23 protein-coding genes are annotated in these 24,642 nt (G+C 70.9%); 6 read left to right on the top strand and 17 right to left on the bottom strand.

The window, feature by feature from the left end; genetic code table 11:
- Positions 1–109: 109 nt before the first annotated feature.
- From ACWEBX_RS05235 to ACWEBX_RS05195, 9 genes are all read right to left on the bottom strand, one after another.
- Positions 110–484, bottom strand: a complete 375-nt coding sequence (locus tag ACWEBX_RS05235) for an ArsR/SmtB family transcription factor (RefSeq protein ID WP_451883614.1) — start codon at positions 482–484, stop codon at positions 110–112.
- A gap of 249 nt (positions 485–733) precedes the next feature.
- Positions 734–1,108 (bottom strand): hypothetical protein, encoded by a 375-nt coding sequence (locus tag ACWEBX_RS05230; RefSeq protein ID WP_355775584.1) that lies wholly within the window; start codon positions 1,106–1,108, stop codon positions 734–736.
- A 171-nt stretch (positions 1,109–1,279) separates the two neighbouring features.
- Positions 1,280–3,280, bottom strand: coding sequence for an acetoacetate--CoA ligase (locus tag ACWEBX_RS05225; protein WP_451883553.1), 2,001 nt, complete (start codon positions 3,278–3,280; stop codon positions 1,280–1,282).
- Positions 3,281–3,310: 30 nt separating this feature from the next.
- Positions 3,311–3,883, bottom strand: coding sequence for an RBBP9/YdeN family alpha/beta hydrolase (locus tag ACWEBX_RS05220; RefSeq protein ID WP_451883552.1), 573 nt, complete (start codon positions 3,881–3,883; stop codon positions 3,311–3,313).
- An 86-nt stretch (positions 3,884–3,969) separates the two neighbouring features.
- Positions 3,970–5,262 (bottom strand): MFS transporter, encoded by a 1,293-nt coding sequence (locus ACWEBX_RS05215; protein WP_451883551.1) that lies wholly within the window; start codon positions 5,260–5,262, stop codon positions 3,970–3,972.
- Positions 5,263–5,391: 129 nt separating this feature from the next.
- Positions 5,392–6,300 carry a TauD/TfdA dioxygenase family protein gene (locus tag ACWEBX_RS05210; protein WP_451883550.1) on the bottom strand — a complete coding sequence of 303 codons (909 nt, stop codon included), beginning with the start codon at positions 6,298–6,300 and terminating at the stop codon, positions 5,392–5,394.
- Positions 6,301–6,418: 118 nt separating this feature from the next.
- Positions 6,419–7,393 carry a quinone oxidoreductase family protein gene (locus tag ACWEBX_RS05205; protein ID WP_451883549.1) on the bottom strand — a complete coding sequence of 325 codons (975 nt, stop codon included), beginning with the start codon at positions 7,391–7,393 and terminating at the stop codon, positions 6,419–6,421.
- A gap of 270 nt (positions 7,394–7,663) precedes the next feature.
- Positions 7,664–8,716, bottom strand: a complete 1,053-nt coding sequence (locus ACWEBX_RS05200) for a 3-keto-5-aminohexanoate cleavage protein (RefSeq protein ID WP_451883548.1) — start codon at positions 8,714–8,716, stop codon at positions 7,664–7,666.
- A 379-nt stretch (positions 8,717–9,095) separates the two neighbouring features.
- Complete coding sequence (locus tag ACWEBX_RS05195; RefSeq protein ID WP_451883547.1) at positions 9,096–10,097, bottom strand: AraC family transcriptional regulator; 1,002 nt, start codon at positions 10,095–10,097, stop codon at positions 9,096–9,098.
- Between the two features lie 323 nt (positions 10,098–10,420).
- On the opposite strand from ACWEBX_RS05195, the gene ACWEBX_RS05190 reads away from it, so the two are divergent.
- A complete protein-coding gene (locus ACWEBX_RS05190) occupies positions 10,421–11,914 on the top strand; it encodes a long-chain-fatty-acid--CoA ligase (RefSeq protein ID WP_451883546.1) in 1,494 nt (497 codons plus the stop codon).
- Between the two features lie 159 nt (positions 11,915–12,073).
- On the opposite strand, the gene ACWEBX_RS05185 is transcribed toward ACWEBX_RS05190, so the two are convergent.
- From ACWEBX_RS05185 to sigK, 8 genes are all read right to left on the bottom strand, one after another.
- Positions 12,074–13,684, bottom strand: coding sequence for a sodium/solute symporter (locus tag ACWEBX_RS05185; protein WP_451883545.1), 1,611 nt, complete (start codon positions 13,682–13,684; stop codon positions 12,074–12,076).
- Positions 13,681–14,118: a DUF485 domain-containing protein gene (locus ACWEBX_RS05180; protein ID WP_451883544.1), complete on the bottom strand. Its 438-nt coding sequence runs from the start codon at positions 14,116–14,118 to the stop codon at positions 13,681–13,683. The genes ACWEBX_RS05185 and ACWEBX_RS05180 overlap by 4 nt, the downstream gene beginning before the upstream one ends.
- A 288-nt stretch (positions 14,119–14,406) precedes the next feature.
- Positions 14,407–15,072 (bottom strand): hypothetical protein, encoded by a 666-nt coding sequence (locus tag ACWEBX_RS05175; protein ID WP_451883543.1) that lies wholly within the window; start codon positions 15,070–15,072, stop codon positions 14,407–14,409.
- 299 nt (positions 15,073–15,371) lie between these two features.
- Positions 15,372–15,863, bottom strand: coding sequence for a peptidylprolyl isomerase (locus tag ACWEBX_RS05170; protein WP_451883542.1), 492 nt, complete (start codon positions 15,861–15,863; stop codon positions 15,372–15,374).
- 287 nt (positions 15,864–16,150) lie between these two features.
- Positions 16,151–17,668 (bottom strand): glycerol kinase GlpK, encoded by a 1,518-nt coding sequence (gene glpK / locus ACWEBX_RS05165; protein WP_451883541.1) that lies wholly within the window; start codon positions 17,666–17,668, stop codon positions 16,151–16,153.
- A gap of 24 nt (positions 17,669–17,692) precedes the next feature.
- On the bottom strand, positions 17,693–18,538 hold the full coding sequence (locus ACWEBX_RS05160; protein WP_451883540.1) for an MIP/aquaporin family protein: 846 nt from the start codon (positions 18,536–18,538) through the stop codon (positions 17,693–17,695).
- Between the two features lie 198 nt (positions 18,539–18,736).
- Positions 18,737–19,471, bottom strand: a complete 735-nt coding sequence (locus ACWEBX_RS05155; RefSeq protein ID WP_451883539.1) for an anti-sigma factor — start codon at positions 19,469–19,471, stop codon at positions 18,737–18,739.
- Complete coding sequence (gene sigK, locus ACWEBX_RS05150) at positions 19,468–20,070, bottom strand: ECF RNA polymerase sigma factor SigK (RefSeq protein WP_451883538.1); 603 nt, start codon at positions 20,068–20,070, stop codon at positions 19,468–19,470. Before sigK ends, ACWEBX_RS05155 begins: the two co-directional genes overlap by 4 nt.
- A gap of 364 nt (positions 20,071–20,434) precedes the next feature.
- Between sigK and ACWEBX_RS05145 the strand changes: the two genes are divergently transcribed.
- From ACWEBX_RS05145 to ACWEBX_RS05125, 5 genes are all read left to right on the top strand, one after another.
- On the top strand, positions 20,435–20,791 hold the full coding sequence (locus ACWEBX_RS05145) for a hypothetical protein (RefSeq protein WP_451883537.1): 357 nt from the start codon (positions 20,435–20,437) through the stop codon (positions 20,789–20,791).
- Positions 20,792–21,011: 220 nt separating this feature from the next.
- On the top strand, positions 21,012–21,371 hold the full coding sequence (locus ACWEBX_RS05140) for a DUF6204 family protein (RefSeq protein ID WP_451883536.1): 360 nt from the start codon (positions 21,012–21,014) through the stop codon (positions 21,369–21,371).
- Positions 21,372–21,443: 72 nt separating this feature from the next.
- Positions 21,444–21,902, top strand: a complete 459-nt coding sequence (locus ACWEBX_RS05135) for a MarR family winged helix-turn-helix transcriptional regulator (protein ID WP_451883535.1) — start codon at positions 21,444–21,446, stop codon at positions 21,900–21,902.
- Between the two features lie 566 nt (positions 21,903–22,468).
- Entirely contained in the window at positions 22,469–23,227 is a 759-nt protein-coding gene (locus ACWEBX_RS05130) for an IclR family transcriptional regulator (protein WP_451883534.1), read from the top strand.
- Positions 23,228–23,318: 91 nt separating this feature from the next.
- Positions 23,319–24,557, top strand: a complete 1,239-nt coding sequence (locus tag ACWEBX_RS05125; protein WP_451883533.1) for a PP2C family protein-serine/threonine phosphatase — start codon at positions 23,319–23,321, stop codon at positions 24,555–24,557.
- Positions 24,558–24,642 lie beyond the last annotated feature (85 nt).

The raw sequence follows: 24,642 nt of genomic DNA, 5'->3' as shown, positions 1-24,642 counted from the left end.
GCCCTCGCGCTCGGCCACGCCGCGCGCCGGGGCTGGGTCTGAGGACCCGCCCCGTGGCGGTTCCGGGCGCGTCGGGGTGCGTCGGGGCGTCAGCCGGGGTGCGGGTGCGTCAGTGTCCGCGGCCCGCGGGTGAGGGCCGCGCGGAACGGGTGACGACGAGGTCCGGTTCGCGGGGACCGGGCGGCAGACCCGTCTCGACGTCGGCCTGGCGGAGCTCGGCCAGCAACTCGGTCTGCCCGGCCAGCAGTTCGGTGAGGATGCGGCGGGCGGCGCGCAGCAGTTCGGCGACATCGCCGCCCGCGAGCGCGTAACTGACGGTCGAACCCTCGCGGATGGACACGACGATGCCCGAGCGGCGCAGTACGGCCAGTTGCTGCGAGAGGTTGGACGGTTCGACCTCGATCTCGCTGAGCAGGTCGCGCACCGAGACGGGGCCGCTCTGCAGCAGCTCCAGGACGCGGATGCGCACAGGGTGTCCGAGCATGCGGAAGAACTCGGCCTTGGCCTGGTAGAGGGGAACCTGCCTGTTCAAAATCGTTCGCTCCCTGCCGCCTGGGACGGGCTGTTTCTCCGGCTGGTGCGGTGGCTGTCCGCGCGCGCCGCGAACGGTGCCCGAAGGACCGATCCTGGCGGCTCCACCTCCGCACACCCACGAGATTGACTCCATCTGGATGTACCTAAATGAAGAAGTCTTCAAGTCGTGGGCATGCGAAGGCGCGGAGAACGTGGCTGTCTACACCTCTAGTTCGGCTTCGATGCGTGCGAGCTGGTGGCGGGCCATGGCCAGGTTGGACGTCCCCTTGTTGAGCACGAGGTACAGGAACAGTCCGTTGCCGTTGCGGCCCGTGAGGGGCCGGATCACGTGGTACTGGTTCTCGAGCGTGATGAGTACGTCCTCGATCTTGCTCTTGAGCCCGAGATGCTCCATCGTGCGTACCTTGGCCCGGACCACGTCGGTGTTGCCGGCCGCGGCGACGTTCAGGTCGAGGTCCTTGCCGCCCCCCAGTGTGCCCAGCGCCATGCCGCTCGTGTAGTCGACGAGGGCGACGCCCAGCGCGCCCTCGATCGACGTCATCGTCTCCTTGAGGGAGATCTCCACATTTGCCATACCGATGTCTCCTTCGGGTCACCGCGCGGACGGAGGAGTTCCCGACCGGCCGGTGACCCGGACCCTACGGACCGCCCGCCGGGGTCAGCCGGGTTGTTTCGGGACTGACGGAAGGAGCGTCGAAAGGCGCATCGGGGGACAGCTAATTGATCGTCATTGGACGGTCGTTGATCACGATTGACGCCCTGCGCCCGGTGCCCGGGTGACGGCGAACTCCGCGAACCACGCCAGCATCTCCGGGTGGGTGATCGACCCTTCGCTGCTGACCTCGCCGGGGCGGGCGCCCTGGAGGACGCGTTTGACCGGGACTTCGAGCTTCTTGCCGGTGAGGGTGCGCGGGACGGCGGGGACCTGCACGATCACGTCGGGCACATGGCGCGGGGACAGTCGGCTCCTGATGGCCGCGGCGACGTGCCGGCGCAGACCGTCGTCGAGCGGGGTGCCCTCGGCGGGCACGACGAACAGCGGCATGAAGTAGGAGCCGTCGGGTTGTTCGACACCGATGACGAGACTGTCGGCAATCTCGGGGAGCTGGTCGACCACGGCGTAGATGTCGGCGGAACCCATACGTACGCCGGAGCGGTTCAGGGTGGAGTCGGAGCGGCCCGCGACGACGACCGACAGATCGGTGTCGATGGTGACCCAGTCGCCGTGCCGCCAGATGCCGGGGTAGGTGTCGAAGTAGCCGGCCCGGTAGCGGGCGCCGTCCGGGTCGCCGACGAAGCGGAGAGGCATGGAGGGCATCGGCGCGGTCACCACCAGCTCGCCCTGTTCACCGGTCAGCGGGCGTCCCTCGGGGTCCCAGGAGGCCAGGGCGACGCCGAGGGCGGGCGCCTGGATGCGGCCGACACGGACGGGCAGCAGCGGGGTGCTTCCGGCGAGGACCGAGCAGACGTCCGTACCGCCGCAGATGGACTGGAGCCGCACTCCGGGTGTCAGCCGGTCGTGGACCCACCGCCAGGTGCCGGGCGGCAGGGTTGATCCGGTCTGCAGGACGGTCCGCAGCCGGCCCAGCCCGAACGTGTCCGCGGGACGGGCGTCCGCCTTCTCCGCCGCGGTGAGATATGCGGCACCCAGGCCGAGCACGGTCGCGCCGGTCCGTTCGGCGATCTCCCAGACGCCGTCGAGGCCGGGATACGTCGGGCTGCCGTCGTACAGGATGACGGTGCTGCCGTGCAGCAGCCCGCCGACCAGGAAGTTCCACACCATCCAGCTCGTGGAGGTGATGAAGAGATAGCGGTCGTCGGCGCGCAGGTCGATGCCCAGGCCCAGTGCCTTGAGCAGTTCGACCACGATGCCGCCGTGCCCCTGGACGATCCCCTTCGGTATCCCGGTCGTTCCGGACGACCAGAGGATCCACAACGGGTGGTCGAAGGGCACCTCGGCGAACTCCGGCTCACCGTCCGCCGACGGCAGCTCCGACCAGGCGTGCTGCTCGACGCCGGGCCGCCCGCACCACGGTTCGGCAGGGACGGTGAACAGGCTGTCGACGGCGAGGACGTGGCGGACGGTGGGCAGCCCGTCCACGAGTTCGGCGACCTGCGGGCGCCTGTCGTACGTCTTGCCGCCGTAGCGGTATCCGTCGGCCGCGACCAGGACCTTCGGCCGTGCCTGGCGGAGCCGGGCGAGCACGGCGGGCGTTCCGAAGTCCGGGGAGCAGGCCGTCCACACGGCGCCGACGGCGGCCGTGGCGAGCAGCGCCACCACGGTCTGGCGGAGGTTGGGGAGGTACCCGGCCACACAGTCGCCGGACTCGACGCGCATGCCGCGCAGCGCCGCCGCGACATCGGCGACCTGCCGGCGCAGTTCGTGCCAGGAGGTTTCCTCGGGTGTGCCGTCCTCGGTCAGGCTCACGAGCGCAGGGCGGGCGTCCGTGGCCCGGGCCAGGCAGCGTTCGGCGAAGTTCAGCCGGGCGCCGGGGAACCAGTCGGCTCCCGGCATCGACGCGTCGGCCAGGACCTCGTCGTAGTCGGAGACCGCGTCCAGCCCGTAGAACTCCCACACCGCCGACCAGAATCCCGCGAGGTCGGTGGAGCTCCACCGCCACAGTTCGGCGTAGTCGGAGAAGGGGAGCCCCCGTACCTCGCCCACCCAGGCCATGAAGCGCGCGACGCCGGAGTCCTCCGCCTCGCGGCGACCGGGGGACCACAGCAGGTCGGAATCGGTGTTCATCGGGTGCCTTTCCGGGCTGGACGCGGCCGTTCAGCCGGTTTCCACGTCGCGGAGCAGTTCTTCCGCGCGCGGCCACGGGCCGTGGCCGGACGCGGGGTTGAGATGGCCGACCTCGCCGAGTTCGACCAGGGCGCCGCCCCAGTCGCGGGCCAGAGCGGCGACCCGCTCGGCCGTGCCGAGAGGGTCGTTCGCGCTGGCCGCGACGATGCTGGGGAAGGGCAGCGGGGTCCGGGGCACCGGCGTCCAGCCGTTCTCGTGGAGCACGTCCGGGGTCGGATAGCCCTCGGGCAGCGGGGTGTCGAAGTCCGGCGGTGTCGCGAGCAGCGCTCCGCGTACCCGGGCCGGGTGTCCCTGGGCCCAGTGGACCGTGGTGATCACGCCGGCGCTGTGCGCGACGAGCACGACGGGGCCCTCGGTCTCCGAGATCACCTTGTCGAGCGCCGCGACACGGGCCTCGCGGCTCAGACCGTCCTCGGTGAGCGGCGGGACCGTGCGTACGGTGCGCCCCGCCTCGGTCAGCCGGTCCGCGAGCAGGGTCTGCCAGTGGTCCGCGACATGCTCGCGCAGCCCCGGGACGATCACGATCACCGGATCGGGTCTCACGGACACACGATCGGTCGTCTCGGCCGCAGGGTCCGTGGTCACGGCCGCCGGACTCGTGCTCCCGGTGACCGGGTCGGTTCCGGCGCTCACGCGGTCACCACCGCGTCCTCCGGCTCCGCTTGCGACTCCAGGGCGGAGCCGCTCGTCAGACGGCGCAGATCACGCTCGTAGAAGTGACGGCCGATCAGGAACGCGGCGGTGGCGGCGAGCGCCCCGAGCGGGACGATCCGGAGGGCGCCGAGCAGCCCCACGTGGTCGGCTAGCGCGCCCGTGACGGCGGGGCCGGGAGCCAGTCCGAGCAGGCTGTTGGCGAAGGTCAGGGTGGCGAACGCCGTCGCGGAGATGGCCGCGGGAGTCAGGTTGGCCACCATGGCGGTCGCGGGACCGGCCGTGCCGGCCGACAGCAGGGCTCCGGCCGCCAGCACCATGAGCTGGAGCGGCCCGGTCGGCAGTCGGAACGCGGTCGTGAGCAGGGCGAGCGATCCGAGGCTGCACCCGATGGCGACCGCCCACTTACGGATGGGGAACGCACGGCTGATGCGGTCGGAGACGATGCCGCCGCCGATCATTCCGATACCGATCACGAGGATGAAGACGCCGGCCGTCGCGCCCGCCTTCGCCGTGGGCAGGTCGTAGTAGCGGTTGAAGTAGCTGGGCAGCCAGACCATCAGGGACGCGGCGATGGACAGTTGGAGACCGCTGCCCACGTAGGCGCTGATCACCGAGACGGAGGAGAACAGCCGGGGCAGCAGCAGGCGCAGCCGGCCGCGCGGCCCCGGATCGGGCTCGGCCCCGGTGGAACCGGCCTCCGGTCTCAGCCTCTTCTCGGTGACGACGAGACCGTAGACCGCGGCCAGCGCCAGGCCGAAGACACCCATGACGCCGAACGCCCAGCGCCAGCCGAGGTGTTCGGCGACGGCGCCGCCGATCGAGACGCCGAGGACCGAGCCGAAGGCCCCGCCCGCGATGAAGGCACCGGAGAGGGTGGCGCGCAGCCCGATCGGGAAGATGCTCAGGACGACGGCGATGCCGACACTTCCGTACGCCGCCTCGCCGACGCCCACGAAGAGGCGGCCGACGAACATCTGGTCGTAGTTCGCGGAGAGCGCGCAGCCGAGGGTCGCCACGCTCCACATCACCGCGGCGAGGAGCAGACTCCTCACCCGGCCCCAGCGGTCGGCGATGAGGGACATGGGGAAGGTGAGCAGGCCGACCATGAGGGCGACGACGCTGCTGAGTGTGCCGAGCCTGGCGTCCGAGAGCAGCCATTCGCTCTTGAGGTCCGGGAAGACGGCGTTGAGGACCTGCCGGGACATGTAGTCGGACAGCAGCAGGCCGAAACTGAGGGCGAAGACCACCCAGGCATAACGTCGGGGCACGGGCCATCCGGACGAGACGGACGATGCGGACGAGACGGTCGGGACGGTCGGGTCCGTCCCGGGGATGGCTTCGGCAGGGGGGTGCAACTCCATTGTCATCACCTCACGCGCTGTTGGAAAAGACGGGGGTCAGAAGGGTCTGTCGCCGACGATTCCCGCGCGCTCCATGCGGCGGACGGCGGGCCAGTAGTCCTGTACGGCGTAGTGCTGGGTGGAGCGGTTGTCCCAGATGGCGAAGCTGTTCGGGGTCCAGCGCCAGCGCACCTGGTACTCCGGGATCGCGGCCTGGGCGATCAGGTAGGTGAGCAGGAGGCTCGCGCCGGGCGCGAAGTCCTGTCCGAACCGCACGTTCCCGGGCGTGTGGTAGTTGACGAAGTGCGTGGTGAACGCGTTGACGAAGAGGATCTCCTCGCCGGTCTCCGGGTGGACGCGCACGACCGGGTGCTCCGCGTCCGGGAACCGCGCCTTGAGGGCCTGCCGCTTCTCCTGCGGCATGACGGCGCCGAACGTCGCCTCGATGCTGTGCCGGGCGCGCAGTCCACGGATCTTGGTGCGGATGTCCTCGGGCAGCCGGCGGTAGGCCTCCGCCATGTTGACCCAGATCGTGTCCCCGCCGACGGGGGGACCCTCGATACACCTCAGTACGGCGCCCATGGCCGGGTTCTCGCGCCACGTGCCGTCGGTGTGCAGGGCGTTCTCGTAGTGCTCGGCAGGACTGTCCAGGTCCTTGTAGATCCGCACCAGGCCGGGATGTTCGGGGTCGCTGCCGGCCACCGGGTGGTCCTCCAGCGCGCCGAACCGCTCGGCGAACGCGACGTGTTCGGCGCGGGTGAGGTCCTGGTCGCGCAGGAACAGCACCTTGTACTGGAGCAGCAGGGACTTGATCTCGGCGAAGAGGTCGTCGTCGCGCGCGGCATCGCCGAGGTTCACACCGGACAGTTCCGCGCCGATCGAGCAGGTCAGCGGTTCGACCCGGATCGAGCCGCGGTGGTGGGCGCGGACCGGCGCGTCCTCGGGCGGAGCGAGCGTGTGTTCCATGGTGCTTCCTCCTGGAGGCAGTGGAGTTGACCGAGGGGAAGTGCTGCGAAGCGAGGTGGAGTCGACTGCGGTGAGTGTGCGGATGGGGAGTGGTGTCGACTGCGGCGAACGCAGGGGATCAGAGGACGAAGACGGACGATCCGGTGGTCCGGCCGGCTTCCAGGTCGCGGTGCGCCCGGGCGGCGTCCTCAAGGGCGTAGCGCTGGTTGACCTGGATGCGGATGCGGCCCGAGATGACGTGCTCGAAGAGTTCACCGGCGAGCTCGGCCCGCTCCGCGGGGTCGGCGATGTAGTCGGCCAGGGCGGGCCGGGTGACGAACAGGGAGCCCTGGACGGCGAGTTGCATGGCGTCGATGGGCGGGACGGGTCCGGAGGCGGTGCCGAAGCAGACGAGCAGGCCGCGGCGTCGCAGCGAGGCGAGCGAGGAGGCGTACGTGGTCTTGCCGACGCTGTCGAAGACCACCGGGACCCCGGCGCCGTCGGTGAGTTCGCGCACCCGCTCGGCCACGTTCTCGCGCTGATGGTGGATGACGTGGTCGCAGCCGTGCGCCCGGGCCAGTTCGGCCTTCTCCTCGGTGGACACGGTGCCGATGACGTTCAGCCCGAGCAGCTTGGCCCACTGGCAGACGATGAGGCCGACGCCGCCCGCCGCGGCCGTGAGCAGGATCGAGTCACCCGTCGCGAGGGGGTGGATCCTGCGGAGCAGGTACGCGGAGGTCAGACCGCGCATGGTCATCGCCGCGGCGGTCTCGAACCCGATGCCGTCCGGCAGCCGGATCAAGGAGCCGACGGGCATGACACGTTCGGTGCTGTAGGCGCCGAGCGGACTTCCGGTGTACGTGACCCGGTCGCCCTCCGTGAACCCGGTGACACCCGCGCCGACCGCCTCGACCACGCCCGCCCCCTCGACACCGAGCCCGGCGGGCAGCGGCGCGGGGTAGAGCCCGGTGCGGAAGTAGGTGTCGGCGAAGTTGAGTCCGACGGCGTGGTGGCGGATCCGGACCTCGCCGGGGCCGGGGTCGCCGACGACGACCTCCTCCCGGCGCAGGACCTCGGGACCGCCGGTCTCCTTGAATCGAATGGCGTGGGCCACGGGGGCGCTCCGTTGTTCGTGTCGGGTGGTGGTCGGGGGGAGAGGAGGAGGAAGGGACCGCCGGAACCGGGGGGTCTGGCCCCGGCGGCCCCGTGGCGCGGCGACGGCGGCCACGGCGGATCGCCGCCCAGGGCGGGTCGCCGGGCCGGCCGGTGCCGGCAGCCGGACGGGCGCCCTGGGTCCGTCCCCGTGGGCCGGCGGGCTCCGCGGCCGGGCCGTGTCCGCGCATGCGGACCCGGCGCGGACCCGGCGCGGTGGGGAGCGGTGGGGTCAGGCGTCGCGCAGCATGAAGCCGCGCTGTCCCGGACGACGGTTCGGCACCATCCCGAGCCGGGCGAGGGTCTCGTCGGTGCCCGAGTAGGTCTCGCCGATCTTGTAGATCTTCCGGGCCTCGGCGCCGGTCGCGATGTCGCGGCCGAGCGCCTGGGAGAGCTGCACCATCTGCTCGACCTGCTCGACGCTGGACATGCGCTCGCCCTTGCGGCGCCACAGGTTGTCCTCGTTGCCCACCCGGACGTGCACGCCGAGCGCGATGCCGATCGCGTTCATGGGTGCCACGGCACGCATGGAGCTCTCGATGGTGAGGACGGCGCCGTCGGGGACGCGACGGACGAACTCGATCAGGTCGGCGGGGTGACGGCCGGCGAAACCGCCGCCGATCGCGACGTAGTTGAGGACCAGCGGGCCGGTGTGGACGCCGGACCGGACGAGTCGCTCCACGGTTTCGAGCTGGGCCAGGGTGGCGAGCTGGAAGTGCGGCTGGATACCGTTCTCGCCCAGCCGCTTGAGGTGCTCAAGGTAGAAGTCCGGGCCGGCCTCCAGGTACATGTCCCGATAGGCCTTGTAATAGTCGGGCTTGGCGATCGAGGTCCCTTCCAGATCGTCGTCGGTCATGATCTCGACGATGTTCATCTGGCTGGTGTTGATCGCGATAGTGACCTGGTCCGGCTTCGGGTCCAGGTCGGCGAGCATGTGACGGCTGTCGAAATCGAGCCACTTGGCCTCGGAGCCCTCGCCCTCCGGGGCGAAGGAGATCGACCCGCCGATCTGCAGGACCATGTCCGGCACGGCCTCGCGCAGTCGTCCTATCAGCTCGTTGAACATGGACAGGCGCTTGGAGCCCTTGCCGTCGAGCTCGCGGACGTGGATGTGGAGAACGGTGGCACCGGCGTTGTGGCAGTCGACGGCCGCCTGCACGTGCTCGTCCATCGTCAGGGGAAGGTCGTCGGCGTCGCCGGGAAGCCATTCGGGCCCGTAGGGGGCGGCCTGGATGACGAGTTTTTCCTGGTTCTCGGGGAAGAGCGAGTCGTCGTGGAAATGCACGGTCCGTCTCCTTCGTCGGATCGGTGATCACTCGCCGGGGGCATCGCCGCGTGCTGCGCGGGCCTGGGACGTCCGGCGGGGATCGATGCGGGTCACCGGTGACAGCGGGCGCGAGGCGGCCCGCTGCGATCGGCCGGTCCGGAGGGAGCCCGGGGGAGTGGTTCGGCTCCCTCCGACAGCCGACCGCGTTGTGCTGTGCGGTGGTGCAAAGGTAGGGCCGAGTCCAGGGACGTGCTTGTCGTCAGGGGACAGATGATTTGTCATTTGGGGACATCGGTGGGGCGGCACGCGAAGAGACCACCGTGTGGCCCGTACAGCCGCCCCGCCCGTCACGGCAGTACCGGCAGGGGAGTTGGTCCCGTCGGCGGGGCGGGGGCCGCTAAGGAGTCTTGCTCCCGCGCCACGCTCGCGGGCTGCACCCGAACTGCTCGCGGAACCACCGGGAGAACCCGCTCAGCGACGAGAACCCCAGCAGGTCGGAGATCTCCGTCAGCGACCGCCGGGGGTTCGCCACGAACTGCTCCGCGAGATGGCGTCGGGTGACGTTGAGGAGCGAGGAGAACGTCTCGCCCGACGCGGCCAGATGACGGTGCACCGTGCGCCGGTCGACGCCGAGGCCGCGCGCCACCTGCTCGATCGAACAGCGCCCGGTCGGCAGCAGGACCTCGATCAGTTCACGCACCCGGTCCGCGGCCGTGGTGTCCTTCGGTACGGCGATCGCGTCGAAGTACTGACGGGCGTACTCGCGCATCAGCGGGTCCGCCATGGCGTTGGGGGCGTCCAGGTCGTCCGCGTAGAAGACGATCCCGTCGATCTCGCGGTCGAACTGGACGATGGGCCCGAACGCGTGCCGGTGCGCCGAGGTGTCGGCCGGCGCGGAGTGCCGGAACCACACGGACAGCGGTTGCCAGCGGGCATGCAGGAAGTCGCTCAGGATGCGGTGGAAGGCGGCGACGGCCAGCTCCGTCGCCTGCCGGGACTCCATCGCCTCGCCGAGCCGCAGGTCGACCTTCAGCGTGGCCAGTCCGTCGCCCTCGGACAGCCGGGTGTGCAGCACCTCGTTGTACATGTACTGATGGCGGATCAGGAGTTCCAGCGCGCTGCGCACGTCCGGTTCCTCGCGGACCACGAGGCTGATGGGGCCGAGAGTGGAGAAGCGGCGGAACTCCGCCAGCCGCACCCCGAAGTCCTCGTGGCCCGACTCGGCGGCCGACAGCTCCAGCACCTGGACGGCCGCCGTGCCGGAGATCCACCGGTCCTGGACGGTGAGGGCGGCGGTGTCCAGACCCACCCGCTTCAGCAGCGCCTGCGGATCGATGTCCAGGGAGCGGCACAGCTCGACATAGCCGCTCAGGGCGGCGGTGCGGACCAGCGGTCTCATGGGCACGCTCCAGGGATGTCCCGAAAAGCCAAGTCTCCTGTCCCGCCATGACAAGCGCGGCGGTGGTCGAGGAACCTAGCATGACGCCGTTCACCTGCCGGGCCGGACCTGCTTCTGCTCCATACCCACCGAGTGATGCACGCGCATACGGCGTTCAAGGATCATGGACCGCCGGAACACCGACGCCACCCGCTGTGGCTCTGGCGGGCCTTCCCGCCGGGGCCCGGTAGCCAGGACGCACACCGCTGGGTCACGCTTCGCGATGTGATCCGACCGCGCGGCACCGCCGCGACCCGCGCGACGAACGCAAGGAGATCCACGGCATGACCAACCTCGTCACCCTTCTGGCCGCCACCGTCGCGGCCCACGGCGAGAACGTCGCCGTCCGCCACGACGACCACACGCTCACCTACGCCGAACTCGACGACGCGAGCGCGCGGGTGGCCGCGCTGCTGAGGGACCGCGGCGTCCAGCCGGGCGACCGTGTCGCGCTGACGATGCCCAACGTCCCGCTGTTCCCTGTCCTCTATTACGGCATCCTGCGGGCCGGCGGTGTCGTCGTCCCGATGAACCCGCTGCTCAAGGCCCGCGAGGTCGCCTTCACCCTGCGCGACTGCGGAGCGCGCTTCGCGCTGGTGTTCCCGCTGTTCGCCGACGAGGTGACGAAGGCCGCCGCCGAGACGGGCACCGAGTGCCTGGTGACCGACCCCCAGGCCTTCGACGCCCTGCTGCGCGGCCACGAACCCCTGCGCGACACACCGGACCGGGCCGACGAGGATCCCGCCCTCATCCTCTACACCTCCGGCACCACCGGAACGCCCAAGGGCGCCGAACTCTCCCACCGGAACCTGGCGAGCAACACGCTCACCACGGCCGAGACCCTCCTCCGGGTCGGACCGGACGACGTACTCTTCGGCGGCCTGCCCCTCTTCCACGCCTTCGGCCAGACCTGCGCGCTCAACGTGGCCGTCGCGACCGGAGCCACGCTGACCCTGCTGCCCCGGTTCGACCCGCGCGGCGCGCTGGAGATCATCGCCCGGGACAAGGTCACCGTCTTCCTCGGCGTGCCGACCATGTACGCGGCGCTGCTGCACGCCGAACTCCCCGACGGCTTCGACGCCGGGCTGGTACGCCTGGCCGTCTCCGGCGGGGCCGCGCTTCCGGTCGAGGTCCTGCACGGATTCGAGAGGCGCTTCGACGCGGCCGTCCTCGAGGGCTACGGGCTGTCCGAGACGTCACCGGTCGCCGCGTTCAACCACCCGGACCGTCCGCGCAAGGCGGGCTCGATCGGCCTCCCGATCCGCGGGGTCGAGATGCGGCTCGTCGCCGAGGACGGCGGCACGGCCGCGCCCGGAGAGGTGGGCGAGATCGCCATCCGCGGCGAGAACGTCATGACCGGGTACTGGAACCGCCCGGACGCCACCGCGGACGCGGTCCGCGACGGATGGTTCCACAGCGGTGATCTGGCCCGCGTCGACGAGGACGGCTTCTACTTCATCGTCGACCGCAAGAAGGACATGATCATCCGCGGCGGCTACAACGTCTATCCGCGCGAGATCGAGGAGGTGCTGTACGAGCACCCCGCCGTCGCCGAGGCCGCCGTCGTGGGCGTGCCGCATCCTTTGCATGGTGAGGAGGTCGCGGCCGTGGTCGCGCTCAGGCCCGGCGTCGAGGCCACGTCCGAGGAGATCCGGGCGCACGCCAAGGAGCGGGTCGCGGCGTACAAGTACCCGCGCCTCGTCACGATCGCGGCCGAGCTGCCCAAGGGACCCACCGGCAAGATCCTCAAGCGCGAGATCGTGGTCGACGGCTCCTGAACCGGTGACGGCACAGGTCGGACCGTGGGCGACTCCCCGGTGAGGGCGGCGGCGGTCCCGCGGCTCTCACCGCTCCCTCGGCCGCGGCTCGCGCCTGTCACCGCTCCCTCGGCCGCGGCTCGCGCCTGTCACCGCTCCCTCGGCCGCGGCTCGCGACCCTCACCGGTCCCTGGGCCGCGGCCCCGCGAGGATCAGGCTCTCGACGCTCTCGTACACCCCGCGTTCCCGGTCCGCCGCGCGGCGTCCGGACAGCATGCTGCCGAGCCAGCCGAACGCGAAGCCGAGCGGGATGGACACCAGCCCCGTGGTGGTGAACGGGAACCAGTTGAAGTCGGCGGCGGGAAAGGCGGACGTCGGGGAGCCGGACACCAGTCTGGTGCCCGGCATCAGCACCAGGACGGCGAGCGTGCCGCCGATGAGCGTGCTCAGCAGACCGGCGCGGGTGTAGCGGCGCCAGAAGAGGCTGTAGACCAGGGCCGGGGCGATCGCCGAGGCGCCCACGCAGAAGGACATCGTGGCCAGCGGCTGAAGACTCCGGTCCTGGACGAGGACCGCGAGGGCGATCACGGGTGCGCCGACGACCAGGGCGGAGCCGCGTGCGAAGGCCGTCTCGCGCTGGGCCGACATGGCGGTGCCGCGACCCGCGAAGACGTCGTGGGCGAGCGAGTTGGCGCAGGCGAGGGTCATGCCGGCGACGGAGGCGAGCAGGGTGAGGAAGATCGCCGTGGTGACCGTGGTGAACACCAGGGTCTCCGCCCGGGACACCGCGGGGCCGAACGCGGCACGTGCGCCCAGCAGATAGGCGGTGTGCCCGCGCGGGTCGGCGGCGGTGACGCCGGACCGGCCGATCATCGCCGTCGCGCCGATGGCGATGACGCCCGCCACCAGCATGAACAACGCCACCGAGGACACCGCCCAGGACATCGAACGCCGCACCTGGCGGGCGCTGTTCGCGGTGAACATCCGCATGGTCACATGCGGTAGACAGGCACCGCCCAGCACGATGGCGAACTGGGTGCTGATCATGTCGAGCCGAGGGTGCGGGCCTCCCGCGAACTGGAGTCCGCCGTGCAGGAACGCGTCCGGTGAGCCGCTGCGGTGCGCGGCCGCGGTGAACAGCGCCCCGGGGTTCCAGTGGAACCGGCCGAGGATCAGCAGCGCGACGGCGATTCCGGAACCGAGGAGCACGACCATCTTCAGAAGCTGGATCAACGCGGTGCCCCGCATACCGCCGATGGCCGCGTAGGTGATCATCAGGGTGCCGACGCCCACGATGCAGCCCGTCTTCATGGAGCTGTCCGTGAAGCCGAGGATGTATGCCAACAACTGTCCTGTACTGGCGAGTTGGACGAGCATCATCGGTACGAGCGCAGCGATCGTGACCGCGCATCCCGTGATCCTCACGGTGCGGCTCGGCATCCTGCGGGCCAGCACGTCGCCCATGGTGAACGTGCCCGTGTTCCGCAGGGGTTCGGCCAGCAGGAACATCAGCACGAGCAGCGAGAGCAGGGTGCTGAGAGCCAGGACGACCCCGTCGAAACCGCACAGGGCGATCACGCCGCCGATGGTCAGGACGGTCGCCGCGGAGATGTAGTCGCCGGCGATGGCGAGCCCGTTGCGCAGCGGGGAGAGCGAGCGGTAACCCGTGTAGAACTCGGCGAGGTCGTCACTGTCGGGGCCGGTGAGAACGCACAGCAGCAGCGTGACCGTGACGGCGATCGAGAAGGCGACGAGGGACCAGGACTGCGTGGAGCCGGCGAAGCCGCTCACCGCTTCCGTCCCTGCTCGCCGCTCGCCCACGGCACGCTCCGGTTCACACGGCGGGCGAGTGGGTCGACGTAGCGGCGGGCGGTGCGTTCGTAGACGAGCACGGCGAGCCAGGTGGCGGGGATCTGGCCGAGGGCGATGACCAGGCCGGCCGAGAGGCCGCCGGCGACGGGACGGTCCATCAGACCGGGAGAGCCGGCGCAGAGGCCGAGGAAGAGGGTGAAGCAGCCGAGCACCGCGAAGGTGGTCACGCGCCGCTGGCGGCGGTAGGCGCGCCGCAGGATGCGCAGATCGCGGTGGTGCCCGGTCCAGGCGTGGGGTGCTGCCCCGCCGCGTAAGGGTTCCGCCGCGGCGGGGTCCGGGACGTGCGGGGCGAAGGAGTTGTGGTGTCCCCGCGGCGGTCGCGCGGGGCGCGGGGCGGAGCTGTCGTACGACATGCCGGCCTCCTGGTGAGGTGCGGGCCCGGCGTGCACGGGCCGCGGGACAGTGGGGGAACGGCTCGGGTCCTCGCACGCTATGCGGCCCGTCGGCCCGCGCGAAGGGCTTTCCTTCAACTACCTGGTCGGACGGTGTACATGCCGCTGACCTCGTCTGTTGCCGAAGAAACCGCTGTTGCGCCCGTGCTCGGAGTGAGGGCTGTGGTCGGGGTGATGCGGACGTGGGCCGGTCCGGGCGGGCTCGGGAAACGGGTTCGTACGGGCTCGGGAGGAGAGGTTCGTACGGGTTCAGGAGGAGGGTTCGTACGGGCTCCAGGAGGAGTCGCCGAGTTCGTTCAGCGGGGTTCCGTGCGCCCAGTGCCGCAGGCACGAACCGTCGATGAGACGGACACCGCCCTGGCGTCGCGCCCACTGCACGTCACGCCGGGTGAAGGCCCCGCGGTGCACCACGAGCCGCAGTGGCGGGGCGGGACCGCCCGGACGCCCCGAGCGCGAGGGAGTGTCCTCGTCCGGCAGCGGCTCGGCCACGGGCCGGAAGGCGACCTCAAGACGGTGACCGTGACCGTTTCGCGCGCGGACCCGGACGCGGTCCTCGGTTACGCGCGGCGGGACCACACGCCAGCCGTCCCGGCGCAGCATCCTGGAGACGGCCAGGGCCAGACCCTGGGTGTCCAGCTCGGCGAGTTCCTCGGGTGTGTAGAAGCCGAGGCGCCGACGGGCCGTCGGCCGGTGCCGCCGCACCGCGGCGGGGGTGACGACGGCCAGGACGGCCAGAGCGGCGACGGGTACGCCGATACCGGCCACGCGGTAACCGACGGCGAGTCCGGCGACGACCGCGCACAAGGTGATGACGACCCCCGCGAGAGCGGGCAGCACGTCACGCAGCGCGGGCCCGTAGGCCCCTTCCGCACGCAGCCGGCGGACGGCTCGGCGCCGCTGCGCGCGTACTGACAAGCGTTTACCCGGTGTTCGCCCCCACCCACTCACGCGGGCCAGCTCCCCCCAACCCCAGCACGCTTCGGCGTGCTCGGGGAGGGCTACCCCTCGCGGGCGGGCCGGTCCCCTGGAGTACGGGTTCCGGCCACGAATCCGGCTGAACTCTTTCGAGGCGCCGCGACCCGTGGGGCACGATCGGTTCCGGTGGCCGCGGGGTCCTGTGCGGTGGACCGCCCGGCGGGGGCGGCGGATGCGTCACCCGCCGCCCCCGCCGCCACGTGTCCGCGGGAGGGCCCCGGAAGGGGCTGCCGGACCGCTCAGACGGTGCCGCTCTTGGAGATGACGAGCTTCTTGGAGGTGGTGCCGGAACCGCTGCCGAGCGCCTCGATCGCCTTCACGACGTCCATGCCCTCGACGACCTCGCCGAAGACGACGTGCTTGCCGTCCAGCCAGCCGGTGACGATGGTGGTGATGAAGAACTGCGAGCCGTTGGTGTTCGGGCCCGCGTTGGCCATGGACAGCAGACCCGGCTTGGTGTGCTTGAGCTTGAAGTTCTCATCGGCGAACTTCTCGCCGTAGATGCTCTTGCCGCCCGTGCCGTTCTGCCGCGTGAAGTCGCCGCCCTGGAGCATGAAGTCCGGGATCACGCGATGGAACGGCGAGCCCTCGTAACCGAAACCGTTTTGGCCGGTGGCGAGCTCGCGGAAGTTCCGCGCGGTCTCCGGGACGACGTCGTCGTAGAGCTTGAACTCGATGCGGCCCAGCGGCTGGCCGTCGGCCGTGACCTCGAAGAAGACGTTTTCGCTCATTGCTCTGCTCCTCATGGATGCGAAGGTTCGCCCCCGAGCATAGAGAAGCCGAGGTGGTGGACGCGTGACCGGGGGTGATCATTCGGCGTGTGGCCCCGGGACATGGAATGATGGGCGGCCGGTGGCCTATGCCCCGGAACATACCCGGGACGCGGCGGCCTCGCGCGCGACCGCGGGGCTTCGCGACCGCACACCGGGAACGCGCTCCCGGCGGCGTTCGGCCCCCGACGCGATACGGGTCGGGAGCCGAACGCGGCACCGAGGTCACCGGGACGACCGGCGCCCGGCTATTCCACCCTCGCCCAGTCCAGCGTGCGCTCCACCGCCCTCTTCCAGTCCGCGTAGCCCTGTTGCCGCCTGTCCTCCGACCACTGGGGCTCCCAGCGCCTGGACTCCTGCCAGTGGGTGCGCAGTTCGTCGGTGTCCCGCCAGAAACCGGTGGCCAGACCGGCCGCGTACGAGGCGCCGAGCGCGGTGGTCTCGGCGACGACGGGACGGCTGACGGGTACGCCGAGGACATCGGCCTGGATCTGCATGCACAGGTCGTTGGCGGTCACACCGCCGTCGACCTTGAGGACGTCGAGATGGACTCCGGAGTCCTGCTCCATCGCCTCGACGACATCGCGGCTCTGGTAGCAGATGGCCTCCAGCGTCGCCCGGGCCAGATGGGCGTTGCTGTTGTACCGGGCGAGTCCGACGATCGCGCCGCGGGCGTCGGAACGCCAGTACGGGGCGAACAGGCCGGAGAACGCCGGGACGAAGTACATCCCGCCGTTGTCCTCCACCGTGCGGGCCAGTGTCTCGCTCTCGGCCGCGTCCGTGATGATCTTCATCTGGTCCCGGAGCCACTGCACCGCGGACCCGGTGACCGCGATGGAGCCCTCAAGCGCGTAGACGGCGGGCTCGCCGCCGAATCGGTAGGCCACGGTGGTCAGCAGGCCGTGCCGCGAACGGACCAACTCCGTACCGGTGTTGAGGACGAGGAAGTTGCCGGTGCCGTACGTGTTCTTGGCCTCGCCGGGCGCGTAGCAGACCTGCCCGACGGTGGCCGCCTGCTGGTCGCCGAGCACGCCGGTGATGGGGATGGGGGCGCGCAGTGGCCTGGAGGTGCGTGCCGTGCCGTACGCCTCGGGGTCGGACGAGGGGTTGATGCTGGGCAGCATGGCCCTCGGCACCCCGAAGAAGCCCAGCAGTTCGTCGTCCCAGTCGAGGGTCTCGAGGTCCATGAGCATGGTGCGACTGGCGTTGGTCACGTCGGTGGCGTGGACGCCGCCGTCCGGGCCGCCGGTCAGGTTCCACAGGACCCAGGCGTCGGTGTTGCCGAACAGGGCGTGCCCTTGCTCCGCCGCCTCGCGGACCCCGTCGACGTTCTCCAGGATCCACTGGATCTTGCCGCCGGAGAAGTAGGTCGCCGGCGGCAGCCCCGCCTTGCGGCGGATGACGTCGCCCCGGCCGGAACGCTCCAGGGCCGCGGCGATGGAATCGGTGCGGGTGTCCTGCCAGACGATGGCGTTGTAGTACGGACGGCCGTTGCGCGGGTCCCACACGACCGTGGTCTCCCGCTGGTTGGTGATGCCGATCGCCGTCAGGTCCTCGGCGCTCAGGTTCTTGTGCCGCAACGCGTTCTGGATCACCGAGTTGGTGCGTTCCCAGATCTCCACCGGGTCGTGCTCGACCCATCCGGAGCGCGGAAGGATCTGGGCGTGCTCCAGTTGGTGCTTCGCCACCTCGTTGCCCGCGTGGTCGAAGATCATGAATCGGGTGCTGGTGGTCCCCTGGTCCACCGCGCCCACGAAGTCAGCCATGGGTCGCCGCCTCTGCTGCGGGTGTCAGTCCTGGGGGGCCGGGATCTGTCCCGGTGGCTCGGGCTCCGCCATCGGCAGGAACCGGCCGACGAAGAGCTTGTAGATGCCGGCGCCGAGCACGCCGCCGATCAGCGGACCGAGGATCGGCACCCAGAAGTAGAAGTTGCCGTACTGATCTCGCCAGGCCCCTCCGTATCCCGTGAGGAAGCTGGCCAGACGGGGTCCGAAGTCACGTGCCGGGTTGATCGCGTAACCGGCGAGGGTGCCCCATGCCATGCCGATGCCCACGACCAGCAGGCCGATGATGAACGGGCCGAGGTTCGCGCCGGGCGGGGTGTTGAGCAGGTCGGTGACCGCGAAGATCACCAGGAGCAGGATGGCCGTGCCGATGATCTGGTCGCGGAACGCGCCCCATTCGTGGACCGGCAGGTTCGGGTTGCCGTTGGCGGGCAGGGTGGAGAACACGCCCTGGGTCTTGATGGTGTGGCCGGGGTCGGCCTTCGCCAGTGCCTCCGTGTAGTTCCAGCGCACGATCATCGCCGCCACGAAGGCGCCGACGGTCTGGGCCACCACGTAGGGGGCCACCTTGCGCCACGGGAAATCCTTGAACGTGGCCAGCGCGACGGTGACTGCGGGGTTGAGGTGGGCGCCGCTCAGCCGTGCCGCGACGTAGATGCCCATGGTGACGCCGATGCCCCAGGCCCACGCGATGCTGTCGTGGTTGCCGAGACCGCCCGGCGGCGTCGTGAGTGCTCCGCCGGCGACCACTTGGGCCACCACGCCACACCCGAACAGGATGAGAATCATCGTGCCGAGGAACTCACCGGACAACTCGCCGATCAGTCCCGAGTTTTTGAACCGCTCAGCCATGGAAGCCCGCTTCCCGCCGGTCCAGGACCGGCTGTTGACCGCCGCCCGAGCCCTCCCTCGTATCAGCATAGGATGATCAAGAATGAATTGCATCAAAAGTTAACTATCCAGTTTTGGGGCGTCAAATCAGGTAACCCACAACTTTGATGCGGTTCGCGGCGATGGGTGCCCGCGGTCTTCGGCGCGGGCTCGGGGGCTTCAGGCGGGCACCGTGACGATGCCGAGCGGCTCACTCGTGGGCTGCCGTGATCCACCCGCCGGTTCGGTCGTGATGCCCACGGCGCTGACGTCGTCCAGAGGGCCGTGGAGCAGCCGGGCCTGTCCGCCGCCGGTGCCGGTGAGCAGGCCCGCCGGGCGAAGGGCACCGGAGTCGGCGGCGTACCAGAGCTCGTAGACCTGGTCGTTTCCGAGGCGGGGCAGGTCCGAGGCGATGAAGGCGGCCCGGCCCTGGGAACGGGAGGCGACGACGCTGATGTCGGCTCCGTTGTCCAGCTTTTGCGTGCTGATCTTCACGTCCCGGGCCGTCAGGAGGTTGGAGAGGACGGACGCCTGTGCCTTTGTGGCGGCGACCTCGGCCTGCGCGTCCTCGGCCTGGGTGTGCTGCCAGACGGCGATTCCGCCGAGTGCGGCCGCGAGAGCCAGGCAGGCGGCCAGCGCCATCCGCAGGGCCCGCCGGCGAGTCGGGAGGGCTGGGGGCCGACGCTCCTGGCGCGTGTGGACGATCTGTTCGAGGACGTTCCGGCGCAGTTCGGGGGACGGGGTCGCGTCCTGGGCCGAGGCGAGCCGCAGGGTGACCTCGGACAGCTCCGCCACTTCGTCCCGGCACGCGGCGCAGCCGGCGAGATGGTTCTCGAAGGAGGCCTCCTCGGCCGCCGGCAGGGCGTGCAGGACGTACGCGCCGACGAGCTGATGCGGGTCCTCGGCGGCCGTCATCGGCCGGCCTCCAGACATCTGCGCAGCAGCCGCAGCCCGGAGCGCATCCTGGACTTCACGGTGCCCGCCGGGGTGGCCAGGCAGGCGGCCACCTCCAGATAGGTCATGCCCTCGTAGTAGGCGAGCACCAGGGGCACGCGCTGATGGCGTTCCAGGTCGGCGAGACAGCGCTGCACGCGGTCGTGCTCCTCGTGCCGCTCCACGGCCTCGGCCACCTCGTCGAAGGGGCGGTCCTCCGCGAGCAGGGCACTGCGCCGCTCCCGTTCCGTACTGGCCTGGACGTGCCGGACCCGGTCGACGGCCCGCCGGTGCGCGAGGGTCAGGACCCATCCCCGGGCGGTGCCGAGTTCGGGGCGGTAGCGGTCCGCGGTCCGCCAGATCTCCACCATCACGTCCTGTGCCACCTCCTCGGCCTGGGCCTCGTCCCGCAGTACGCGGCAGATCAGGCCTTTGACCGGCCGCGCGAGGGTGTCGTACACATCGGCGAACGCGTCCTGGTCACCCTGTGCGGCGCGTTCGAGCCGTGCGTCCAGCCACGTCTCCGCCGAGGGGTGCGGTCGCGAACCCTGTCCGTCCCGGCCGGTCTTGGCATCGCTCACGGAATCCGTCCATTGCTTCCTTCTCGCCCGGCCCGTCCGTCGTGTTCGGCGAGCGCGGGGCCGGTGCGGTCGGCGACCGGTCCCGCGACGGGGGAGGGGCCTCGTCACCGTGTATTCGTGGCCACCCGGCCCGTGGATGAGCCGAGGGCCCTGCGCGTTCCCCGCGCCGGGCCGTGGTCGCCCCCTCTCGAAAACTCGTACCGAAAACTCACCTAGGTCTATCCTCATACGTACCTTTTGTCGCTCCGAATACCCTATGTCCCGCGCATCGAGGGCCTGGAAACGTACCGTCAGCTTCGGCGCGAACTTCATGGACATCGGCCCCCGTTGCGCACGTCCATCACATTGCGAGGAGGTGAGTCCGATGACCACACGCGTCAGCCCCCGGCGGCTGCTCGCCGGTGCGGCCGCCACGGCGCTGCTGGCCGGAGGGGCCGCCCTGGGAACGTCCGGTGCCGCCGTCGCGAGCCCGGCGCCGCCGCCCACACCGTCGGTGACGGCCCCCGACCATCACGGTCACCACGACCGCTGCGAGTGGAAGAAGGGCCACTGGGAGAAGAAGTGGGTGCCCGGACACTGGGTCAAGAAGTGGGTCCACCAGGACTCCTGGCACCACGGTCACCACCACCACGGCTGGGTGAAGAAGTGGGTCTACGTTCCCGGTCACTGGGACAAGGTGTGGGTCAAGGCCCACTGGGACTGCCGGCACCACGGCCACTGAGCGCCCCGGTCGCGGCGTGAGGACCGGATGCGGTCACCCCCGCACCCGGTCCGTCCCCGCGTCGCCCCGGTCGGTCCCCACCCCGGTCCGGCCGTGATCCGGTTCGTAGGCTCCCCGCATCCCGCCCGCCCGCTACGCGCGTTCACCTGGGTGCGCGCCGACGACGAGCTCACCGGAAACGCGGTGGAACAGGGCCGATCCCGTTGGTTAGGCTCGTCCGATGACCACACGCACCTTTCGTATCACCGTTCGCGGTGTCTTCGACGGACTCAGCGCCGACCAGCGTGCCGAACTTCTGGCACACGCCCCGGAACACGACGTTCTGCGGGCGGCCTTCACCTCCGAAGGACACCTCAGCTACGACGTGGCCGCCCGGCCGGCCTTCACCTTCCGCTACCTGGACTCGGGAGAGGCGGAGGAGGACATCCTTGAGGCCGCCGAACGGGCCGAGGCCGCCGCGACGGCCTGGCTCACCGAGCGAGGCTACGGCTTCAAGCGGCTCAAGTCCCAAGCCGAGGATCTCTCCCAGGCGCCCCTCGGCAAACGACAGCGGCGGACCATCGCCCAGAACACCCCCTGATCCCTGGAAGGCCAAGGGGGATCTATGCTTCACAGATACTTGAGTACTCAAAGAGATATCAAGGAGATGTCAATGAGTGGAGGGCTGGACGCGGTACTGCGTCTGGTGCGGGCGCAGGCTGCCCTGGTGAAGCGGTTCGACGCGAGCCTCGGCGGACTGCACGGGGTGAGCCTGGCCGACTTCACGATGCTCCTGCGCCTGTCCGAGACCCCGGGCGGCCGTATGCGCCGGGTGGACCTGGCGGAGGCGCTGGGGCTGACCGCGTCCGGTGTCACTCGCGGACTCGTACCGCTGGAGCGGATCGGCCTGGTCAGACGGGACCCGGACGCCCGTGACGCGCGGGTGGCCTACGCGGCCCTGACCGGGACAGGCCGGGAACGCCTGGCGGAGATGCTCGTGACCGCCGAACGGGTCGGCGAGGAGGTCTTCGCCGAGCCGGCGTGGACCAAGGAGGAGACGGCGCGGCTCGCCGGTCTTCTCGGCCGCTTCGGCGGCACCGGGTTCACCCGACGCGAGCCCGACGGCTCCTGAGCCCGCCGGTCTCGGGCGGGGCGCCCCAGGGCTCTCCACCTGGGGTCGGCGGCCCGCTGGGCCTCGACGCCCGGGGCAGCCGGCCGGGGCCGGTGTCGGCCGGGTGCGGCATGCCGTCACCTTGCCCGGGACCGGCGTCCCGACCTTGCCCGGGGTCGGCGTCCCGCTGGGGAGGCGACACCTTGGGCGCGTCGCCCGGGGTCGGCCCCCCTGGGCTTCGATGCCCCCGGCAGCTACCCGGGGGCCGGTGTCGGCCGAGTGCGGTGCGCCGGGCGCCTCGCCCGGGGTCGGCGTCCCGCTGGGCTTCGACGTCCCGGGTGCCTTGCCGGGGGTCGGTGTCAGTGGGTGGGGCAGGCCGCGTACCTCGCGCGAGATCGTGTCCCGCCGGGGTGGCGACACCTCGGGCGCGTCGCCTGGGGGTAACGATCCGCCGGGCGCCGACGCCTCCGATGGCGTCGTGGCCGGGTGTGACCGGTCGTGACGCTTCCGTCACGCGGTGGGGTCCTGATGGGACGGGCGTCCGGTGACGCCTTGCCTGTCTCGTGGCCTCGGCGCACGCTGGTGGCATGGGAGCTCGCGACGGGCCCACGCTCATCACCTCCGTCCAGCGGGCCTTCCGCCTTCTGGAGGCGGTGAGCGCTCACGAGAACGGTGCGCCCGCCAAACAGCTCGCACGTGAGACCGAGCTGCCCCTCGCCACCGCGTACCACCTGCTCCGGACCCTCGTCCACGACGGTTACATCCGCAAACTCGACGACGGCGGATTCATCCTCGGCGACAAGATGCAGACGCTGCGCACCCAGGGCCGCGGACAGGCGCTGCTCAGCCGGGTGCGTCCCGCGCTCGCCGCTCTGCGTGACGAACTCGCCTCGGCCGCCTACCTCACCTTCTACGAGGAGGGCGAGATCAGGGTCGCCGAGATCGTCGACGGGCCGCGGGCGCCCCGGGTCGACCTGTGGGTCGGATTCGAGGACGCCGGACACGCCACCGCACTGGGGAAGTCCGTCCTGCGCGAGATGGACGAGGAGTCCCGCAACGACTATCTCGCCCGGCACGCCCTCCCCGATCTCACCCCTCGGACCATCACGAGCCGGCGTGAACTGCTGCGCCATCTGGCCTCGTCGCCGGTGGCCCCGGCCGTCACGGACCTGGAGGAGTACGCTCTCGGCACGGTCTGTGTCGCCGTACCCGTGTACAGCGGGGACACGTTGGGCTCGCTGGGTGTCTCGCTCCCCGCCGAGCGGCTGCCCCGGCTCGACGAGGTCCTCACGCGGCTGATTCCGACCGCGAACCGGGTGACCAGGAGCCTGTCGCTCACCATTTGAAATCCCCGCGCTTGTGGATCAGGTCTCGAACGTCTTTCCTAGACCAACCGGACATTTCAGGGATGAACCCAGGTGAGGACTGCGGACGAGCATGAGTCAGGCCCGAGAGCACGGTAGCGAGCACTGGCCGAAACGGACGTTCAGGAACCGAGGCGTCGGTTCCGGAGCGGCGGCCCGCAAACGCGCCGCCCACCTCGCCTTCGGCACACCGGTGCTGCCTTTACTGATCGTCGGAGCCATCGTGCTCATCGACCTGGCCGGTGGAGCGGGGGTGATCTGGCTGCCGCTGCTGGCCGCCGGACCCGCGCTGGCGGCCACCACCAGCCGGCCGCTCGGCGTTCTGTGCGTCGGTTTCCTGGCCGCGGCGCTGAGCGCGCTGCTGGGCACCCGCGACGGTGTTCCGGGCGCCGAGCTCCTCGCCGTCCTGTCCGCCCTGGCGGCCGTCACCGGGGCGAGCGCCCTGGCCAGCGCGCTGCGCTGGCGCCGGGAACGCGTCCTCGCGGCAGTCCGCTCCGTCGCGGAGGCCGCCCAGCACGCGCTGCTCGCCCCCATTCCGTCGAGTGTCGGACCCTTCCAGGTGGCCGTCCGCTACAGCGCCGCCGCGGCCGAGGCCCGGATCGGCGGGGATCTCTACGCGCTGGTGCCGACGCCGTACGGGGTCCGCATGATCATCGGCGATGTCCGGGGCAAGGGCCTGCCGGCCGTGGGCACCGCCGCGCTCGTCCTCGGCGTCTTCCGCGAAGCCGCCTACGACGAGCCCGACCTCCTCACCGTCGTGGCCCGGATCGAACGGAGCCTGGCGCGCAACCTGGGCTACGACGACTTCGTGACCGCCGTCGTCGCCGGATACCCGGAACCGGGCCGGCTGGAGGTCGTCAACTGCGGACACGCGCCTCCGCTGCACGTCCGGGCGTCCGGGAGCGTCGTGTCGTTCGACCCCGTGAACCCCGCTCCGCCGCTCGGGCTGCGGGCCCTGACGGGGGAGACCCCGAGCCTCCAGGTGCTGCCTCTGGCGGACGGCGATCAGCTCCTCCTGTACACGGACGGGGTCACCGAGGCGCGTGACCACGGCCGGGAGTTCTACGCCCTCGCCGAGGGCCTGGCCCGACACGTGTCGGACGAGCCGGGCTCCACACTCGCCGCGCTCGACGCCGAGCTCCAGGCCCATGTGGGCGGCCGGCTGCACGACGACGCGGCCCTGCTGCTGCTCCGCAAACCGGCACCCGCCGAGCCGGCGACCGAGGTGATCGCGAGTGGTGGCTCGGTCACCGTTCCCTCCCCGCCGGGGCCGTCCGCCGCGGGTGTGACCTGCGGCAGGAGCGCGGAGTAGCCGGTCGCGGCAGGGGAGGTCCGTTCCGGAGAGGGAGTCGTCGCGGTGGGCGCCGGATTCGAGCAGCCGCGCGACGCGACGGAGA

This window comes from Streptomyces sp. NPDC005070 (genome assembly GCF_053600395.1).
Note: the sequence above shows the minus strand (reverse complement) of the source record. Positions and strands in the feature narration are given on the sequence as shown.

Excerpts from the sequence above, each read along its gene's own strand:
- ACWEBX_RS05230 (WP_355775584.1), bottom strand. The coding sequence starts at position 1,108 with ATGGCAAATGTGGAGATCTCCCTCAAGGAGACGATGACGTCGATCGAG.
- ACWEBX_RS05190 (WP_451883546.1), top strand. The coding sequence starts at position 10,421 with ATGACCAACCTCGTCACCCTTCTGGCCGCCACCGTCGCGGCCCACGGC.
- ACWEBX_RS05155 (WP_451883539.1), bottom strand. The coding sequence starts at position 19,471 with ATGACGGCCGCCGAGGACCCGCATCAGCTCGTCGGCGCGTACGTCCTG.
- ACWEBX_RS05225 (WP_451883553.1), bottom strand. The coding sequence starts at position 3,280 with ATGAACACCGATTCCGACCTGCTGTGGTCCCCCGGTCGCCGCGAGGCG.
- ACWEBX_RS05180 (WP_451883544.1), bottom strand. The coding sequence starts at position 14,118 with ATGTCGTACGACAGCTCCGCCCCGCGCCCCGCGCGACCGCCGCGGGGA.
- ACWEBX_RS05140 (WP_451883536.1), top strand. The coding sequence starts at position 21,012 with ATGACCACACGCACCTTTCGTATCACCGTTCGCGGTGTCTTCGACGGA.
- ACWEBX_RS05235 (WP_451883614.1), bottom strand. The coding sequence starts at position 484 with ATGCTCGGACACCCTGTGCGCATCCGCGTCCTGGAGCTGCTGCAGAGC.
- ACWEBX_RS05130 (WP_451883534.1), top strand. The coding sequence starts at position 22,469 with ATGGGAGCTCGCGACGGGCCCACGCTCATCACCTCCGTCCAGCGGGCC.
- ACWEBX_RS05195 (WP_451883547.1), bottom strand. The coding sequence starts at position 10,097 with ATGAGACCGCTGGTCCGCACCGCCGCCCTGAGCGGCTATGTCGAGCTG.
- ACWEBX_RS05210 (WP_451883550.1), bottom strand. The coding sequence starts at position 6,300 with ATGGAACACACGCTCGCTCCGCCCGAGGACGCGCCGGTCCGCGCCCAC.
- ACWEBX_RS05125 (WP_451883533.1), top strand. The coding sequence starts at position 23,319 with ATGAGTCAGGCCCGAGAGCACGGTAGCGAGCACTGGCCGAAACGGACG.
- ACWEBX_RS05145 (WP_451883537.1), top strand. The coding sequence starts at position 20,435 with ATGACCACACGCGTCAGCCCCCGGCGGCTGCTCGCCGGTGCGGCCGCC.
- glpK (WP_451883541.1), bottom strand. The coding sequence starts at position 17,668 with ATGGCTGACTTCGTGGGCGCGGTGGACCAGGGGACCACCAGCACCCGA.
- ACWEBX_RS05170 (WP_451883542.1), bottom strand. The coding sequence starts at position 15,863 with ATGAGCGAAAACGTCTTCTTCGAGGTCACGGCCGACGGCCAGCCGCTG.
- ACWEBX_RS05160 (WP_451883540.1), bottom strand. The coding sequence starts at position 18,538 with ATGGCTGAGCGGTTCAAAAACTCGGGACTGATCGGCGAGTTGTCCGGT.
- ACWEBX_RS05135 (WP_451883535.1), top strand. The coding sequence starts at position 21,444 with ATGAGTGGAGGGCTGGACGCGGTACTGCGTCTGGTGCGGGCGCAGGCT.